The sequence below is a fragment of the Gemmatimonas sp. genome, assembly GCF_044344655.1.
GTDB lineage: Bacteria > Gemmatimonadota > Gemmatimonadetes > Gemmatimonadales > Gemmatimonadaceae > Gemmatimonas.
In genome coordinates, this window is the sequence record NZ_JBIJCN010000005.1 from 21,434 (window position 1) to 37,671 (window position 16,238).

The following is a 16,238-nucleotide window of genomic DNA, read 5'->3' on the forward strand; positions in this document are numbered from 1 at the left end:
ATGGATACGACATTACTCCGCGCCTTCCTCGAGACGGCAGACGCTGGGAGTCAGAGCCGAGCGGCCGGGCAGCTGGGGTTGTCGCAGCCGTCGCTCTCGGCGCAGCTCCAGCGGTTGGAGCAGCAGCTGGGGGTTTCGCTCTTCGCGCGGCACGGGCGGGGGGTGACCATGACGGCGGCCGGGCGGGCGCTCTACCCGCGTGCCCGTGCCATCCTGGAGGAGCTGCGGGCCACGGAAACGGCCGTCCGCCGCGAGGGCGCGCTCGGGAGCGGGGGGCTCCGTGTGGGGGCGATCCCCACGATCGCGCCCTATGTGCTCCCGGCGGCGCTTCGCCGATTCACGGCTCTGCACGCCAATACGCGCGTGGAGCTTCGGGAGGATTACAGCGCCGTGCTCGCGAAGCTGCTGCTGGATGGTGAGTTGGACGTGGTCGTCGCGGCCGTCCCGTACAACTTCGAGCATCTCGACACCGAGATCCTCGGTCCCGACGCGCTCGTGGTGGCGGTGCCGGCTACGCATCCTGCGGCGCGCACCGGGCGCATCACCCTCGCGCAACTACACGATGCTCCGGCGGTCACGCTCGATCCGGCGCACTGTCTTGGCGAGCAGGTCGCGGGCTTCTGCTCGAGCCGGCAGGTGCTGCCGTCGGTGGTGTGCCGCAGCGCGCAGCTGGCCACGGTGCTCGAGCTCGTGGGCGCGGAGGTGGGGATCTCGATTGTGCCGGCCATGGCAGCGGCGCGGCACAACACCCCCCAGTGCACGTACGTGTCCCTGGCGGAGCACACGCTGCAGCGCGACATCGTGGCGGTGTGGCGTCGCGGCGCGGTGCCGACGCCCGAGGGGCGTGCCTTCGTGGACGCGGTGCGCGATGTGGTGCGGGGGTGGTGACCGGCACACGACGCACCGCGCGCTCGCGCGGTCCCGGACGCCCCACCTCACCGTCGCGCGGCAATTCGCGGGGGGACCCACCACCGCGTATCTTCGCCGCGATGAATCCCGTCCTGCGTCCTGCAATTCACGCAGCCGGCACCAGTCTCATGCTGCTGCTCACGGCATGCATGCCAGGGCGTGCCTCGGTGCCGACCACGCCGTCCGTGTCGGCGTCGACAACGCCCGAACCGCTGGGTCCTGGCATTGCGTGGTGGCAACGCGACGATCCACGCGGCCCTTGGCGGGCGATGATCGTGCGCATCGACCTCTCGCAGCGCGACCTCTCGCTCCGCGCCGTGCACGCGCGCGATTCGATCGCCGGCCGTGAGCTCACCTCGTCCATGGCGCAGCGTGTGGACCGCCGCGACGGTGCGCGCGTGCGGGTGGCGATCAATGCCGATTTTTTCGATCTCCGGACCGGGCAGAGCGAAAACAATCAGGTGACCGACGGTGAGTGGTGGGTGGGGCGCATGGTCACCGACTCGCCATTCGATACCTACGACAACGTGCACAGTCAGTTCGCGCTGTCACACGACGGGCGCGGCAGCATCGGGCGATTCCTGCTCGAGGCCCGCGTGTGGGGCCCTACGGGTGCGCTGCCCCTTCTGGGTGTCAACAGCATGCCGGCCGGTCTCTACGAAGGCACGGCCCTCTACACGCCACGTTTCGGCGCGCGCACGCCCTCGCCCTCGCCGCGCGACAGCACTCGGCGCATCGCCGAGCTCCCGCTGCGGGCCATCGCGGCGCACGGCGATACCCTGCGTTATGTGGTGCAGGGGGCAGTGCTTCCGCAGGGAGGTACGCCCATCCCTGCCGATGGTGCGGTGCTCTCCACCCACGGTGATCGTGTGCCGCCGGTTCAGCGCTGGCAGCCCGGCGATACGATTCGTGTGTGGATCGGCACGATGCCGCGTCTGACCGACGGGCGTCCGCCGCAGCAACTGATCGGCGGTTGGCCTCGCATCGTGGAAGGTGGCGTCAACGTGGCCGCCGATGCCCCCGTTCGCGAAGGGACCATCTCGCGCAATGCGGAGGCTCGGCATCCGCGCAGCGCCATCGGTGTGTCGAAGGACGGCCGCACGCTCTGGCTCTACGCGGTGAACGGCCGCAGTGCGTCGAGCGTGGGCATGACGCTCGTGGAGCTGGGTGACGCGATGCGTGCGCTCGGCGCGTGGGACGCGCTCAACTTCGATGGCGGAGGCAGTACCACGCTCGTGATCGACGGGCGCGTGGTCAACACGCCCACTGATGCGACCGGTGAGCGAGCCGTGGCTAACGCGCTGCTGGTGCTGCAGCGGCGGTGAACCCGTCGCTCGGCCGGCGCGCTACCTCACGGGGGGCCGGCCCCGATGTCCCGCTCCCACCGCATCATGCCGCCCGCGAGTGACAGCACCTGCTCGCATCCGTCGGCGAGCAACACCGTCGCGGCACGGGCACTGCGTCCGCCGCTTCGGCACACCACCACCACCGGCTTTGCCCGATCGAGCGTGTGCATGGCGTCCGGCAGCGTGGCCAACGGCATGAGGCGCGCGCCGTTCAGATAGCCGTCACGCGTTTCCTCGGGTTCGCGCACGTCCACCAATTCGAACGCCACGCCTCGAACCATCCATTCGAGCAGCCCCTCCGGCGTAATTTCCTGCACGTCCGGCGTGGTGCGCTGCCCGAGCGGTGGCGTACCACAGAACTGGTCGTAGTCGATGAGCTGGGTGATGGTGCGCGTGCCACACGCCGGGCACTGCGGATTCCGTGCAATGCGCAGGCTCCGGAATTCCATGCCGAGCGCATCGATCAGCAGCAGACGCCCGGCGAGCGTGTCGCCGATGCCGAGGATGATCTTGATCGCTTCGGTGGCTTGCACCGTGCCCACCAACCCGGGCAGCACGCCGAGTACGCCGCCTTCAGCGCAGTTGGGCACCGTGTCCGGCAGCGGGGGCTCGGGATACAGGCAGCGGTAGCAGGGACCATCGGCTGTGGCGAACACCGACGCTTGTCCGTCGAAGCGGAAGATGGCCCCATGCACATTGGGTCGCTGCAGCATCACGCAGGCATCATTCACCAGATACCGCGTGGCGAAGTTGTCGGTGCCGTCGATCACCACGTCGTAGCGCGCGATGATGTCGAGGGCGTTGGCGGCGGTGAGCCACGTGTCGTGCAGTTCGACCGCCACGTGCGGATTCGCGTCGTGCAGACGGTCGCGCGCGGACGCGAGCTTGGCGCGACCCACGTCGTCGGTGCCGTGCAGCAGTTGACGCTGCAGGTTCGTGGCGTCCACTACGTCGTGGTCAACGAGGCCGATTGTTCCCACGCCGGCGGCCGCGAGATACAGCGCCGCGGGCGAGCCCAGCCCGCCGGCCCCGACGATGAGCACCCGTGCCGCCTTGAGGCGCCGTTGCCCGGTCTCGCCCACCGTGGGCAGCACGAGATGCCGTCCATACCGCTGGTGCTCGGCCTGAGTGAGGGCCGGGAGCGCCTCGTCGTGCCGTCCGGATCTGGTCATGACGATTTCCTCGGAACGGGCCAGGCGCTGTTGCGCGCGCAACAGCGCCGCTGGCCGCGTGCTACCGGACGGGCGGTCGGGCTCAGTCGCCGAAGACTGCCGCGTCTGCTTCGGCCTGCTGGGTGCCGTACGCCACCGACTCTGGCGGCGTGGTGGCGCCGAGGCGGGTGCTGATGGCGATGCCACCGAACGTCAGGAACACCACGCCGATGACCATGATGACGCGGTTGATCAGCTTCAGCGAGTGCGCTTCGTGCGCATCATCGCACATATCGTTGAACATGAGCGGGGGTACTGTGGTGGGGTTTCAGGGGAACAGCCGAACAACTTTCTCCAATATCAGCAGCTGCACCGGCGTGGTGCAGCCCCGTCTTCCGGCGAAACGCGCGTTCGCTTGCTCCCGCTTGTCCCTGAAACCGCCCTGTTTGTCCCAATCCTTTCCGCCGGTTACCGGAAGGGCAGTGGCCCTTGCCCGTCGCGGAGCTCGCGGACCATGCGGTCGTCGCCGGTGAGCTCCCAGTAGATCATGGAGACCGGGATCATGCCGGCGCCATTCACCTCGTCGAAGAGGCGCTTCATGGTGAAGGCGTTGCCCAGCTGGCGAGCCCGTTCGGCGATCGTTTCCTCCATGAGACGGCCGCCGCTCACGTAGGTCGCGCCATACCCCGGCTGGCGCAGATAGAGGTGCTGCTCGAACCCGAGCAGCGGATCGCGCCGCATCCAGCCACGGGGGGTCCAGTCCACGTGCAGGGTACCCGCGCCTTCCATGGTGAGCTCGTTGCTGTGTGCGTACAGGTTCCCGAGGCCGCGCGCCGCGCGGGCCGCCAGCATGGCCCACACGATCTCACGCGAGCGCGGGCTGTCGTCGTACAACCCGGCGTGCATGGTCCACTCTTCCATCACGGTGGCCATGCCCTCGGCGCGGCTCATCCACACGTTGTAGCGCAGCGGTTCGCGGCGAATGGGGTTGGCGTGCGGCGCCACGCGAATGCGCATGTTGTCCCACCAGTGGAACAGGTGCGCCCACAGCGTGCGCGGATCGCGGTGCGTGGCCTGCGCGAAGAAGTTGCGAGAGGGTTCCGGCGAGAAGCCCATGAACCGCTCGCGCAGCGCCCGATCCATCCAGGGCTCCATGGTCATGAGCTGCTTGTCGCGCCAGAAGCCCAGATACTTGGGGAGCATGGTGTCCTGCAGCGCCGCGAACTCCGCGGCGTTGGCCGCGACCTTCATAGGCGGGAGCGCCGCATTGCGCGCCTCTTCGAGACGCAACGCCGCGTGTGACCGTGCGAGTTCACGACGGAGAATTGTGACTTCCTGGTCCCACGTGAGAGGCACGAGCAGCACGTTGCGCAGATACCACGTGTACTGCTCCTTGCCGATCCCCGATGGACCGGTGCGCTTGGGGGCCTCCGCCTCGAGCCAGGCCTTGAACTGCGTGGTGGCATCGGCCGCCTGACTGATCGCGGCGGCGAGCGCCGTTTCCTTCGGGTGCCGCTGGCGCACGCGTGTGAGCAGTGTGCTCAGAGCGTCGTGCTGTTCTTCGAAGGCACGCACGCCACCCACCCACAGGTCCCGCGCGTTGGCGTCGGCGAGGTTGGCGCGCGCCTGGGTGAGGAGTGGGGGGACTGCGCGCAGCGCCGTCGTGAGCTGCTGCACCTCGTCGCGGGTGAGATCACGCACGGTATCGAGCGCGGTGCGCGGCCAGATGCCGAAGCGCCAGAGGCGGATGGCCCCGTGGATGGTGGGCCCTTCCTCTGCGGGCGTGTCGCTCTCGTCGGTCCGAACGGAGGCGTAATAGGCCGGATCGCGCGCGAACGGCTGCAGTACGGTGAGGTGATACAGCATGCCGTTCATCTCGGCGCGCACCAGGTGCCAGTCCACCTGCTGACTGATCGACCAGCCCGTGGTATCGATGGCGGCGAGGCGCTGCTGGAGCGACCGCAGCTCAGCGAGTCGTCGGGCGTTGGTGGCCGGCGTGTAATCCGGTGCCCCCTGCACGCGTGGCGCCTCCTCGAAGGTGCGCCAGGTGGTGAACAGCGGGAGCAACTGTCCGTAGGTGGGTGTTGCCGCTGATTGGGCGTACCCCACCGCGCCGGGTACCGCCACGGCCGTCGCACCGAGTGTGACGGCGCAGGCGACTCGCCGCAGCGCCTTCGGAAGAATCTGGGATGATGGCATCATGCCCCGAAGCTGCTGCGCGAGAAACCGCCACGCCAGTACGCGGCGCGCGCGCCGCCCGACTTTCGGCGGAAAATCATGGCGCGGCGCCAACGGTCGAACTGGCCCGGATCCCGGCACCGCAAGATCGGTGTGGCGCTGTATCATTCGTCCCATGACCAACGCCTCGATATCGGACGGAGGTCCCGCTGCCGGCGGGACGGGATCACGCCCCGCCCTGCGCCGGGAGCTGGGGCTGCTCGGGTTGGCCGCTGCGGGCATCGGGTCCATGGTGGGGGCGGGCATCAACATCGTGCCCTTCGCGCTGCAGCGCACGGTGCCGGGGATCGGGCCGTGGGTGCTGACGGCCTATGCCATCGCCGCCGTGCCGGCGGTGCTCGCGGCACTCTGTTATGCCATGCTGGGGAGCGCCATGCCCCGCGCTGGTGGCTCCTACGTGTACGCCAGCCGCGCCATTGGACCGTACACCGGCTTTCTCGCGAGCTTTTCGCAGTGGTTTGGTCTCTGCATCGCGATCGGCGTGGTGTCGTACGTCATTCCGCCCTTTCTGCGGGACACCGCCATCGCGGCGCAGTGGACCGACGTGGCCGCGATGCTCGACCAGCGGCTGGTGCGTCTGGCGCTTGCCCTCGGGTTCCTCTGGACCTTCGTGCTGGTCAACCTCCGCGGCGTGAAGGCGGTGACCCGCACGCTGGTGCCCCTCGTGGCGCTGGTGTTCCTCTGCAGCGGGCTGGTGATCCTCACGGGCTACACCCACACGGCCGCCGACTATCAGGCGCTGCTGGCCGCCCGCGGCGACTCGGCGATGCTCGAGGGGAGCGCCGGGGAGTTCTGGCGCGTCGTGCCGCCGGCGGCGGCGGTGCTCTTTTCGAGCTTCATTGGTTTCGACGTGATCGCGCAGGCCGGCGGTGAGGCGAAGAACCCGTCGCGCACGCTGCCGCTGGCGATCGGCTTGGCGATCGGTGTGGTGGGGATCTTCTACTTCGCCTTCACCGGTGCCGTCTACCGTGCGGTCCCCTGGCAGTACGTGGCGGCGGCGAGTCAGCGCGGTGACGTGACGGCGCCCGGACTGCTTACCGCGCTGGTGAGCCCCGCCGTCGGCGTGCTCATGATGTCGGGCGCAGCACTCGCGCTCATCAAGGACCTGCCGGGGATGCTGCTCGGCGTGTCCCGCCTCTGCTTCGCGTGGGCTGAAGACGGCGTCTTTCCGCGGCAGATCGCCCGGGTCGATCCGGTCAACGGCACCCCGCGCACCGCCCTGTTTGCCTCCGCGATGCTCTCCACGCTGGGCATTCTTGGCGGCCACTTTGCCGGCGACTTCTTCCTCGGCGTGGATATTCTCGTCACGGCCATGCTGGTGAACTTCGTGATCATGGCGCTGTCGGTGTTGCGGTTACCGTCGCACAATCCGGCGATTGCCCGCGATGTGCGCGTGATCACCGCGCGGTGGGCGCAGGTACTGGTAGCGGTGCTGGCGCTCATCACCCTGCTCGCGCTGCTGGTGGTGCACAGCTGGCGCGACCTCACCGCTGACGTGGCGGGATGGTACGCGCGCTCCACGCTCGTGTGGGCCCTTGTGATGGCGATCGGTACCCTCGTGTACTGGCGCGAGACGCGTGCGCTGGCGGCGGCGGGGCGTGATCTGCGGGCGATCACGGCGGTGCTGCCGCCGGAATAAGGACGCGCGCCTGCTTCCTCCCTTGTACATCACCCCACTTCCCTTCTCCCGATGGGTATCCCCCGCATCCAGCTCGCCCCCGGTCTCGAGATTTCGCGTGTCCTCACCGGGTTGTGGCAGATCGCCGACCTCGAGCGCGATGGCCGCACGCTCGATCTCGACGCGGCCGCTGCCGCCATGGCGCCGTATGTGGACGCGGGGCTGACGACCTTCGACATGGCCGATCACTACGGGTCGGCCGAGGTGGTGGCAGGGCGGTTTGCTGCCGCGGTACGCCCGGGGGCTCCGGTGCAGCGGCTCACCAAGTGGGTGCCGGAGCCGGGTCCGGTGTCGGCTGCCGACGTGCGTGCGGCGGTGGATCGGGCCTGCTCGCGGCTGCAGACCGAGGTGATCGACCTGCTGCAATTCCACGCGTGGACCTTTGCCGATCCGCGCTGGCTCGACGCGATGTGGCTGCTCGAAGCGGCGCGCGACGCGGGGCGCATCCGGGCCATCGGCGTGACCAACTTCGATACCGCGCATCTGCGGGTAGCGATCGCGAGCGGCATCCGGGTGGTGAGCAATCAGATCAGCGGGAGCGTGATCGATCGGCGTTTCACCACCCGGCTCGGGCCCTATGCCCAGGCGCAGGGGGTGGGGCTCCTCTGCTACGGCACCGTGCTCGGCGGCTTCCTGAGCGAGAAATGGCTGGGGGCCCCCGAGCCGGACTGGGATCGGCTCGAGACGTGGTCGCAGATGAAGTACGGCCGCTTCATCCGCACGGCCGGCGGCTGGGAGCCGTTCCAGGGGGTGCTGCGGGCGCTGCACGCGGTGGCCACCAGACATGGCGTGCCGATCGCCACGGTGGCGAGCCGTTGGGTGCTCGATCAGCCCGGTGTGGCCGGCGTGATCGTGGGCGCACGCCTCAGTCACTCGGCGCACGTGGCCGATACTGCGCGCATGTTCGCGTTTTCGCTCGACGACAACGACCGGGCGTGCATCGCCGAGGCCCAGGCGGCGCTGCAGCCCATTCCCGGTGACTGCGGCGACGAGTACCGCACGCCCCCGTTTCTCACCGCAAGCGGTGATTTGTCGCATCACCTCTCGGGCTTTCCGGCGCCGTTCAACACGCGCCCCGGTAGCGACGGCCGCACCCTCGCCTTGAGCGGTACGGTGTGGGAGCCGATGGCTGGCTACAGCCGCGCCGTGCGCAAGGGCACTCGCATCCACGTGTCGGGCACCACGGCCACCCATGGCAGCCGTGCGATCGGCGGCGCCGACCCGGCGGCCCAGACGCACTTCTGCATCGACAAGATCGCCGGCGCCCTGCAGTCACTCGGCGGCTCGCTCGAGCACGTGGTGCGCACGCGTGTGTTCGTCTCCGACATCTCACAGTGGGAGCCGATCGCGCGCGCGCACGGTGAGCGCTTCGGCCACATCCTGCCCGCCAACACCATGGTGCAGGCGTCGCTGATCGGGGACGAGTACCTCGTGGAGATCGAGGCCGACGCGGAGCTCGACTGACGCGGCCGGTCGGACGGGGCAGGCTCGGTGACCGGGCCTGGGGCCGCTGATCACCGTGGCTCGGCACCGTGGCGCGGGGAACATGGTAGCTTTGGGCGGATCCCCAGCCCCTCCCGAACTTCAGGAGTCCGACCCCATGTCCCGACGCCGCTCGCCGCGTGCCACGCGCCCGGTCACCTTGGCCCTCGCTCTTTCGCTTCCACTGGCGCTGCCCGGCGATCGCTCGGGCGCCCTGCTGCATGCGCAGACCGCGGCCACGGCTGCGAAGAGCGCCCCCGCAAACGCCTTGTCGGCGTTCGATTCCACCACGTTCACGAGCCTCTCGTGGCGCAACGTGGGTCCGTGGCGCGGTGGCCGCTCGGTGGCGGCCGCCGGCCTGCCGTCGAACCCGATGACGTATTTCGCGGGATACACCGGCGGTGGGGTGTGGCGTACCGACGATGCGGGTCTGTCCTGGCGCAACATCTCCGATGGCTTCTTCCGCTCGGGATCGATCGGCGCGATCGCCGTGGCACCGAGCGACGAGAACGTGATCTACGTGGGCAGCGGTGAGCACGCCATTCGCGGTCAGTCGTCCACCTACGGCGACGGCATGTACAAGAGCACCGATCAGGGCCGCACCTGGACGCGGATCGGTCTCGAGACGTCGCGGCAGATCAGCGCCGTCCGCGTGCACCCAAACAATCCCGACGTGGTCTACGTCGCGGTGCAGGGTGACCGCTGGAAGGGCACGGCGGACCGCGGCATCTACCGCACCACGGACGGCGGCAAGACGTGGACGCAGCTGCTCAAGGGTGTGAACGCGACGAGCGGCGCCGGTGACCTCAGCATGGATGCCACCAACCCGCGCATCCTGTACGCGGCGTTCTGGGATCATCAGCGCATGCCCTGGACGGTGCGTTCCGGTGGCGCGGGCAGCGGCATCTGGAAGAGCACGGATGGCGGCGACAGCTGGACGCGTCTGGCTGAAGGTTTGCCCAAGCTCATGGGCAAGATCGGCGTGTCGGTGTCGCCCGCCAATCCGGATCGGGTGTACGCGATCGTGGAAGCGGAGAATGGTGGCCTGTTCCGCAGCGACGACGCCGGCAAGTCTTGGCGTCTCATGAGCGGCGACCGTCTCATCCAGACGCGCTCGTGGTACTACATGAACATCACCGCTGATCCCGCCAATGCCGACGTGGTGTGGGTGAGCAACGCGCCGTTGCTCAAGAGCATCGATGGCGGGCGCACCTTCGCGGTGAATCCGGCCACACACGGCGACAACCATGGCGTGTGGATCAATCCCAAGGATTCGCGCTACATGATCAACGCCAACGATGGTGGCGCGTCGATCTCCTTGAACGGTGGCAAGAGCTGGAGCACGCAGGACAATCAGCCCACGTCGCAGTTCTATCATGTGGCGGTCGATGACGACTTCCCCTACAAGCTCTACGGCGGACAGCAGGACAACTCGAGCGTGATTATCAAGTCGCGCAGCGATGGCGGCGCGATCGGTCTCCGCGACTGGACCGAGGGTCCGGGCTGTGAGAGCGCCAACATGGGCGTGAGTGCGAAGCATCCGCGCTACGTGTACGGCGGCTGCTATCAGGGGCTCATCGACGAGATGGACGCGCAGACGGGGCTCACGCGCACGATCATGCCGTGGCCCGAGATGAACCTCACCGAGCCCACCGACAAGACGAAGTATCGTTTCAACTGGACGGCGCCGATCGAGGTATCGCAGCACGACGACAAGGTCGTGTACCATGGTGGCAACGTGCTGTTCAAGACGACCAACCGCGGCCAGAACTGGACGCCCATCTCCGGTGATCTCACGCGGAACGACAGGTCGCGCCAGGGGTGGGGCGGTGGTCCGATCACCAACGAAGGCGCGGGTGGTGAGGTCTACGCCACGATCGTGGTGATCGAGGAGTCGTCGCACGACGCCAATACGATGTACGTGGGTACCGACGATGGACTCATCCAGCGCACGCGCGACGGCGGCAAGACGTGGACGAACGTCACGCCGGCGGTCTGGGGCGATGGTCTGGTGAACGAGATTGCCGTGTCGCCGCACGACGCGGGCACGATCTATGTGTCGTTCCGCAAGGATCGCGTGGGGGATCCCACGCCGCACATTTTCGTCTCCCGTGATTACGGCGCCACCTTCACGCGCATCGTGAACGGGCTGCGCGACGGCGAGCCGGTGCGCGTGGTGCGCGAGGATCCCGTTCGCAAAGGTCTGCTCTACGCCGGCACGGAAACGGGGGTGTACGTGTCGTACAACAGCGGCGCGCAGTGGCTCCCCTTCCGCGGCAACTTCCCCGTGGTGCCGGTGACCGACCTGCAGGTGAAGCACGGGGACCTCGTCGCCGCCACCGAAGGGCGTGCCTTCTGGATTCTCGACGATCTGTCGGTGTTGCGTCAGCGCAGCGATGCGGTCGAGAAGGCTGCGGCCCATCTCTATGCGCCGCGCGAGGCGATCCTGTTTGCGGGCAGCGGTGGTTTCGGCACGCCGCAGAACGCCGGGAAGAATCCGCCGAACGGCGCCACGATCAACTTCCGGCTCGCGGCAGCGCCCGACAGCGCCACCACCGTGCGCCTTGAGTTCCTCGATGCGAAGAACACCGTGGTGCGCGCGTTCGCCAGCAAGGGGGACAGCATCAACCGCCTTCCGGTCAAGGCTGGCCTCAACAGCATCACCTGGAACCTGCGCCGCGCCGCACCGGCGCGTGTGGGCAACGTGCTGCTCTTCGGTGCACCGGGCGACGGCGGGGCCCGCGTGTCCCCGGGCAATTACACGGTCCGGCTGTCAGTCGGTGCCACGGTGTTCACGCACCCGCTCGTGGTGAAGCAGGATCCGCGTCTCGACGCGCCGGCGGCCGTCATCGCCGAACGTGACTCGGTCGCCAACCTGCTCTCCACGCGCATCGATGAGATCCATCAGGCGGTACTCCGCCTCCGCGACGTGAAGACGCAGGTGCAGGGCTACGTGACGCGTGCGCGCGAAACCAGTGCCCCCGACACGATCGGCAAGGCCGGCCGTGTGCTCACCGGCAAGCTCGAGGCGATGGACCCGCGTCTCACCACCAAGGCGGCGAACGGGCAGGACATCATCAACTTCGCCAACGGCATCAACGGGCAGTACGGCTTTTTGCTCGGCCAGGTGGAAGGGAACACCGCCCTGACGCAGCCGGTAAAGGACCGTCTGCTGGAACTCGAGAAGGTGTGGCAGGCGATCCGCTCGGAAGTCGATGCGATCGAGAACGTGGACGTCCCCGCCTTCAACGCGTTGCTCAAGGCCAACAACGTGCCTGGCGTGATCGGCAAGGCGAAGCCGAAGGGACCGATTGCATGAGCGCCTGCCACACGGAGGCACGGCGGTTCGTGAGGCACGGTGGGGTGGGGCTGCTGCTCACGCTTGCGGCCCACCCGGTGCACGCGCAGAAGGCACGTGCGGCAGCCACGCCGTACGTACCGTTGGCCAGTAGCTGGGAACGGCGTTCACCGTCCGCCGTGGGGATGGACTCGGTCAAGCTGGCCGACGCGGTGACCTTTGCCGTCAGCAAGGAAAGTCGCACACCGCGCGATCTCGAGCTCAATCACCTGCAGTCCTTCGGACGTGAGCCGCTCGGCGATGCGATCGGTCCGCTGCCCCCGCGTGGCGGTGCCACGGGCATCGTGTTGCGTCGTGGCTACGTGGTGGCCACGTGGGGCACCCCTGATGCCGAGGAGATCACCAACAGCGTCACCAAGAGCTTCCTGAGCACCGTGGTGGGGCTCGCGGTGGACGACGGGCGCATTCGCAGCGTGCACGACACGGTGGCGCACTACATGCCGCCAATCGTGCGCGCGCGGCCCAACGGCACGGTGTACTCCCGTGACTGGCCGGGCACCGACAAGCTGCTCATGCCCTTCGATACGCCGCACAACCGCACCATCACCTGGGATCATCTGCTGCGTCAGGTGAGTGACTGGGAGGGCACGCTCTGGGGCAAACCGGAGTGGGCCGACCGTCCGGCCCAGGATGCGAGCACGTGGACGACGCGCGCCCGCAAGGCACCGGGGAGCGCCTACGAGTACAACGACACGCGTGTGAATGTGCTGGCGCTGGCGGCGCTGCAGGTGTGGCGCCGTCCGCTCCCCGAGGTGCTGAAGGAGCGCGTGATGGACCCCATCGGTGCGTCCAACACGTGGCGCTGGTACGGTTACGACAACTCGTGGATCGTGCTCGACGGTCGTGAGGTGCAGAGCGTGAGTGGCGGGGGCCACTGGGGGGGCGGGATGATCCTCAATGCGTGGGACATGGCGCGCTTCGGGTTGCTCACCCAGCGCCGCGGCAATTGGGGCGGCAAGCAGCTACTGAGCGATGCGTGGGTGAAGCAGGCGCTCACACCCACGTCGGTGGAGCCCACCTACGGCTACATGAACTGGTTCGTGAACACCGACCGCAAGTACGTCGCGTCGGCGCCCGCTGAAGCATTCGTCCATGTGGGCGCCGGGAACAACTACATCTACGTGGATCCCGTCAACGACGTGGTTGCGGTGATCCGCTGGATGGACAACGGCCAGAGCCTCAACGGCTTCGTGGAACGGCTGTTGGCGTCTCTGCGCTGAGCAATCCTTACCATTCCCATGGCTTCCAGTCTGTTGGTTCTACTCGACGACATTTCGTCCATGATGGACGACGTGGCGGTCCTCGCGAAGGTCGCGGCCCGCAAGACGAGCGGTGTGATGGGCGACGACCTGGCGCTCAACGCCGAGCAGGCCAGTGGGGTGCGGGTAGAGCGCGAGCTGCCGGTGGTCTGGGCGGTTGCCAAGGGGTCGTTGTGGAACAAGGTCATCCTCGTGCCGGTCGCGCTGCTCATCAGCGCCTTCGCCCCATGGATGGTGATGCCGCTCATGATGATCGGTGGCTTGTTCCTGTGCTTCGAAGGCGTGGAGAAGCTGGTGCACAAGTATCTGCACCGCGACGAGGCCGACACACACGCCGCGGTCGTGGCACACCCTGAGTACAGCGAGGAGCAGCTGCTCGCGGTGGAACAGGGGAAGATCACGGGCGCTATCCGCACCGACTTCGTGCTGTCGGCGGAGATCATCGTCATTGCGCTCGGCACCATGGCCACGGCGCCGCTGTCGCAGCAGGTGATGACGCTTTCCGTCGTGAGTGTCGCGGCGACGGTCCTAGTCTACGGTCTCGTGGCCGGCATCGTGAAGATCGATGATGCGGGGCTTGCGCTGCATCAGCGCGGGAACGCTCTGGGCGCCGTGCTGCTCACGGCGGCCCCGCTACTCATGAAGTCCCTTTCCGTACTGGGTACGGCCGCGATGTTCACGGTGGGCGGCGGTATCATCGCGCACGGCTGGCACGCCGCCGACGTGCTGTTGGAATCGTGGGCGCATGCCAGCGGACCCGCCGCCGGCGTGGTGAAGACCATGCTCGACGCGCTGCTGGGTGTGGCGAGCGGCGGTGTGCTGGTGGTGTGCTACTCGTTGGTGCAGAAGGTCCGCGGCTCGCGCGGGGACTGATCTCGAACGTCCAGAGGGTGGACGGTCCACGCGATGCGCGGCGGAGCTACGAGGTCAACGGGCGACGGAGCGGTACTCCGGGACGAAGAAGCGGCGCGCCGGCATCACCACACGCGGCAGTGACGTACGGGTGACAGAATCGGTGGGGGCGATGAGTCCGTTCGCCGCGAGCAGGTACGCCACGACGTCATACGTCTGCGCATTGCTCAATGAGCCCGGATTCTTGAGCGGCATGGCGCGGCGTACGTAGTCGAATACCGTGGTCGCATACGGCCAGTAGTTGCCGATCGTCTGCGGGGCCCCTGGGTCGAGGGCAAACACATGACCGGCCGCCGGCGTGCGCCCCACCAGCGCCGGTGAGGGACGGATTCCCTCGCCGTTGGCGCCATGACAGGAGGCGCACTGCTCGCGGTACACGATCTCACCACGCGCCGGTACGCCGGTCCCCTCGGGCAGGCCGTCCCCGTTTGGTGTCACGTCGATGTCGATCCGGGCCAGTTCGGCCGGCTCCGGTGCACGCCCCAGCCCAAACATGACCTCGTCCCTGGCGCGTTCGCCGGCGCATCCCGCAAGCATGAGCGGCAGTAGGAGCGCCAGCGGGAGCGCCAGCGGGAGCGCCAGCGGGAGCGCATGCAGTCGTCGCATGGTCAGCCTCCGAACGTGATGGAGCCGTCGCCCGCCACGTCCCACGTGCGGATGGCGTTGTAGTGGTATCCCGGCGCGGTGCCGCGCGCCTTGCGGAACGCGTCGAGGGTGGGCTGCACGGCGCCGGTTGAATCCACGGCGCGGCTCATGAGGCGCGCGGGCTTCCCGTCCCACTTCCAGAGATACTCGAAGCGGGTGTGCGCGAGCCGAGGGACGAGCGGCGGCAGCGTGGCCGCATGCCACGAGCGCCCGCCGTCAGGGCTTACGTCCACGCGCGCAATGTTACCACTGCCGGTCCACGCGATACCGCGTATGGGATACCATCCCGGCTCCGGGAGATGATGTGGCTGCGTGGGCGACGTAATCAGCGACTTCACGTCCATCACGAAGCTGAATTGCCGTGACGTGCCGTTCGGCATGGGGTCGGTGTACTTCGACGTTTCCTCGCGTGACATCGCCGGTGCATCCATCAACTCCAGCCGTCGCAGCCACTTCACGCACATGTTGCCTTCCCACCCAGGCAGCAGCAGGCGGATGGGATACCCGTTGGCCGGGCGCAGGGCCTCGCCGTTCTGGGCGTAGACGATCAGCGCATCGTCGAGCAGCTTGCGCACGGGCACGCTGCGCGTCATCACCGCGGCGTCACCGCCCTCGGCAAGCGCCCACGTGGCCGAGTCCTTCACGCCGACGGTGCGCAGCAGCGTGGCGAGTGTCACACCCGTCCACTCGGTATTGCTGGTGAGTCCGTCCACCACCTGTGGCGACATGTCGGGGCGTGGATTGTTGTAGGCCCGTCCACCATTTCCCGAGCACTCGATAAAGTGGGTGCGCGTGACGCTCGGGAAGCGCTGCAGTTCCGCCATCGTGAACACGAGCGGCCGTTCCACGAGACCGTGAATCGTGAGCGTGTGCGTGGTGGGATCGATCGACGGAATGCCGTTGTGGTGCCGGTGGAAATGCAGATCGGCTGGCGTGACGGTACCGTGCAGCAGATGGTGCGGCGTCCACGACGAGCCGCTGGTGACTCCCACCGGTGTGAGGCGCGGTGTTTCGAACGGCGATCGTGTGCCGAGCGAGTCGCTCGGGGCGCCTGGGGTGCGCGTGGGATCCGTCTGGGCGGCGGCCGATGTCGCCGGAAGCGGCTCCTGCGCCACCGCGCGCATCAGCGACGGCGTCAGTACGGCACCGGCGAGGAGTCCCCCCGACCGCACGACCGCGCGACGGGTGATCTTCTGGGTGGATCGCTGCGGTTCGTCATCAGGTACGGTATCCACGTACGGCCTCCAGCGGGGGAACGGG

12 protein-coding genes are annotated in these 16,238 nt (G+C 68.0%); 7 read left to right on the forward strand and 5 right to left on the reverse strand.

Going from position 1 to position 16,238, the window contains the following annotated elements; genetic code table 11:
• Positions 1–888: a LysR family transcriptional regulator gene (locus tag ACIQ51_RS03115; RefSeq protein ID WP_396203544.1), complete on the forward strand. Its 888-nt coding sequence runs from the start codon at positions 1–3 to the stop codon at positions 886–888.
• 101 nt (positions 889–989) lie between these two features.
• A complete protein-coding gene (locus tag ACIQ51_RS03120; protein ID WP_396203545.1) occupies positions 990–2,234 on the forward strand; it encodes a phosphodiester glycosidase family protein in 1,245 nt (414 codons plus the stop codon).
• Between the two features lie 26 nt (positions 2,235–2,260).
• Here the strand turns inward: ACIQ51_RS03120 and moeB are convergent, their stop codons facing one another.
• The 3 genes from moeB to ACIQ51_RS03135 all read right to left on the reverse strand — a co-directional run bounded on the left by moeB (position 2,261) and on the right by ACIQ51_RS03135 (position 5,608).
• Entirely contained in the window at positions 2,261–3,427 is a 1,167-nt protein-coding gene (gene moeB / locus ACIQ51_RS03125; protein ID WP_396203546.1) for a molybdopterin-synthase adenylyltransferase MoeB, read from the reverse strand.
• Between the two features lie 82 nt (positions 3,428–3,509).
• The gene (locus ACIQ51_RS03130) at positions 3,510–3,710 is read right to left on the reverse strand and encodes a hypothetical protein (protein WP_396203547.1); all 201 of its coding nucleotides are present in this window, start codon (positions 3,708–3,710) and stop codon (positions 3,510–3,512) included.
• A 164-nt stretch (positions 3,711–3,874) separates the two neighbouring features.
• On the reverse strand, positions 3,875–5,608 hold the full coding sequence (locus ACIQ51_RS03135; protein WP_396203548.1) for a DUF885 family protein: 1,734 nt from the start codon (positions 5,606–5,608) through the stop codon (positions 3,875–3,877).
• Between the two features lie 151 nt (positions 5,609–5,759).
• On the opposite strand from ACIQ51_RS03135, the gene ACIQ51_RS03140 reads away from it, so the two are divergent.
• From ACIQ51_RS03140 to ACIQ51_RS03160, 5 genes are all read left to right on the forward strand, one after another.
• The gene (locus tag ACIQ51_RS03140) at positions 5,760–7,283 is read left to right on the forward strand and encodes an APC family permease (protein WP_396203549.1); all 1,524 of its coding nucleotides are present in this window, start codon (positions 5,760–5,762) and stop codon (positions 7,281–7,283) included.
• Positions 7,284–7,334: 51 nt separating this feature from the next.
• Positions 7,335–8,786, forward strand: coding sequence for an aldo/keto reductase (locus tag ACIQ51_RS03145; RefSeq protein WP_396203550.1), 1,452 nt, complete (start codon positions 7,335–7,337; stop codon positions 8,784–8,786).
• A 136-nt stretch (positions 8,787–8,922) separates the two neighbouring features.
• Complete coding sequence (locus tag ACIQ51_RS03150) at positions 8,923–12,123, forward strand: glycosyl hydrolase (RefSeq protein WP_396203551.1); 3,201 nt, start codon at positions 8,923–8,925, stop codon at positions 12,121–12,123.
• A complete protein-coding gene (locus ACIQ51_RS03155; RefSeq protein ID WP_396203552.1) occupies positions 12,120–13,382 on the forward strand; it encodes a serine hydrolase domain-containing protein in 1,263 nt (420 codons plus the stop codon). Before ACIQ51_RS03150 ends, ACIQ51_RS03155 begins: the two co-directional genes overlap by 4 nt.
• An 18-nt stretch (positions 13,383–13,400) precedes the next feature.
• On the forward strand, positions 13,401–14,294 hold the full coding sequence (locus ACIQ51_RS03160) for a DUF808 domain-containing protein (protein WP_396203553.1): 894 nt from the start codon (positions 13,401–13,403) through the stop codon (positions 14,292–14,294).
• 54 nt (positions 14,295–14,348) lie between these two features.
• Here ACIQ51_RS03160 and ACIQ51_RS03165 read toward each other — a convergent pair whose 3' ends face one another.
• Entirely contained in the window at positions 14,349–14,939 is a 591-nt protein-coding gene (locus ACIQ51_RS03165) for a c-type cytochrome (RefSeq protein ID WP_396203554.1), read from the reverse strand.
• A 2-nt stretch (positions 14,940–14,941) separates the two neighbouring features.
• Positions 14,942–16,213 carry a sulfite dehydrogenase gene (soxC, locus tag ACIQ51_RS03170; RefSeq protein ID WP_396203555.1) on the reverse strand — a complete coding sequence of 424 codons (1,272 nt, stop codon included), beginning with the start codon at positions 16,211–16,213 and terminating at the stop codon, positions 14,942–14,944.
• Between the last annotated feature and the right edge of the window lie 25 nt (positions 16,214–16,238).

Bases quoted from the DNA above. Each gene is read 5' to 3' on its own strand.
- ACIQ51_RS03115 (WP_396203544.1), top strand. From the start codon at position 1: ATGGATACGACATTACTCCGCGCCTTCCTCGAGACGGCAGACGCTGGG.
- ACIQ51_RS03120 (WP_396203545.1), top strand. From the start codon at position 990: ATGAATCCCGTCCTGCGTCCTGCAATTCACGCAGCCGGCACCAGTCTC.
- moeB (WP_396203546.1), bottom strand. From the start codon at position 3,427: ATGACCAGATCCGGACGGCACGACGAGGCGCTCCCGGCCCTCACTCAG.
- ACIQ51_RS03130 (WP_396203547.1), bottom strand. From the start codon at position 3,710: ATGTTCAACGATATGTGCGATGATGCGCACGAAGCGCACTCGCTGAAG.
- ACIQ51_RS03135 (WP_396203548.1), bottom strand. From the start codon at position 5,608: ATGATGCCATCATCCCAGATTCTTCCGAAGGCGCTGCGGCGAGTCGCC.
- ACIQ51_RS03140 (WP_396203549.1), top strand. From the start codon at position 5,760: ATGACCAACGCCTCGATATCGGACGGAGGTCCCGCTGCCGGCGGGACG.
- ACIQ51_RS03145 (WP_396203550.1), top strand. From the start codon at position 7,335: ATGGGTATCCCCCGCATCCAGCTCGCCCCCGGTCTCGAGATTTCGCGT.
- ACIQ51_RS03150 (WP_396203551.1), top strand. From the start codon at position 8,923: ATGTCCCGACGCCGCTCGCCGCGTGCCACGCGCCCGGTCACCTTGGCC.
- ACIQ51_RS03155 (WP_396203552.1), top strand. From the start codon at position 12,120: ATGAGCGCCTGCCACACGGAGGCACGGCGGTTCGTGAGGCACGGTGGG.
- ACIQ51_RS03160 (WP_396203553.1), top strand. From the start codon at position 13,401: ATGGCTTCCAGTCTGTTGGTTCTACTCGACGACATTTCGTCCATGATG.
- ACIQ51_RS03165 (WP_396203554.1), bottom strand. From the start codon at position 14,939: ATGCGACGACTGCATGCGCTCCCGCTGGCGCTCCCGCTGGCGCTCCCG.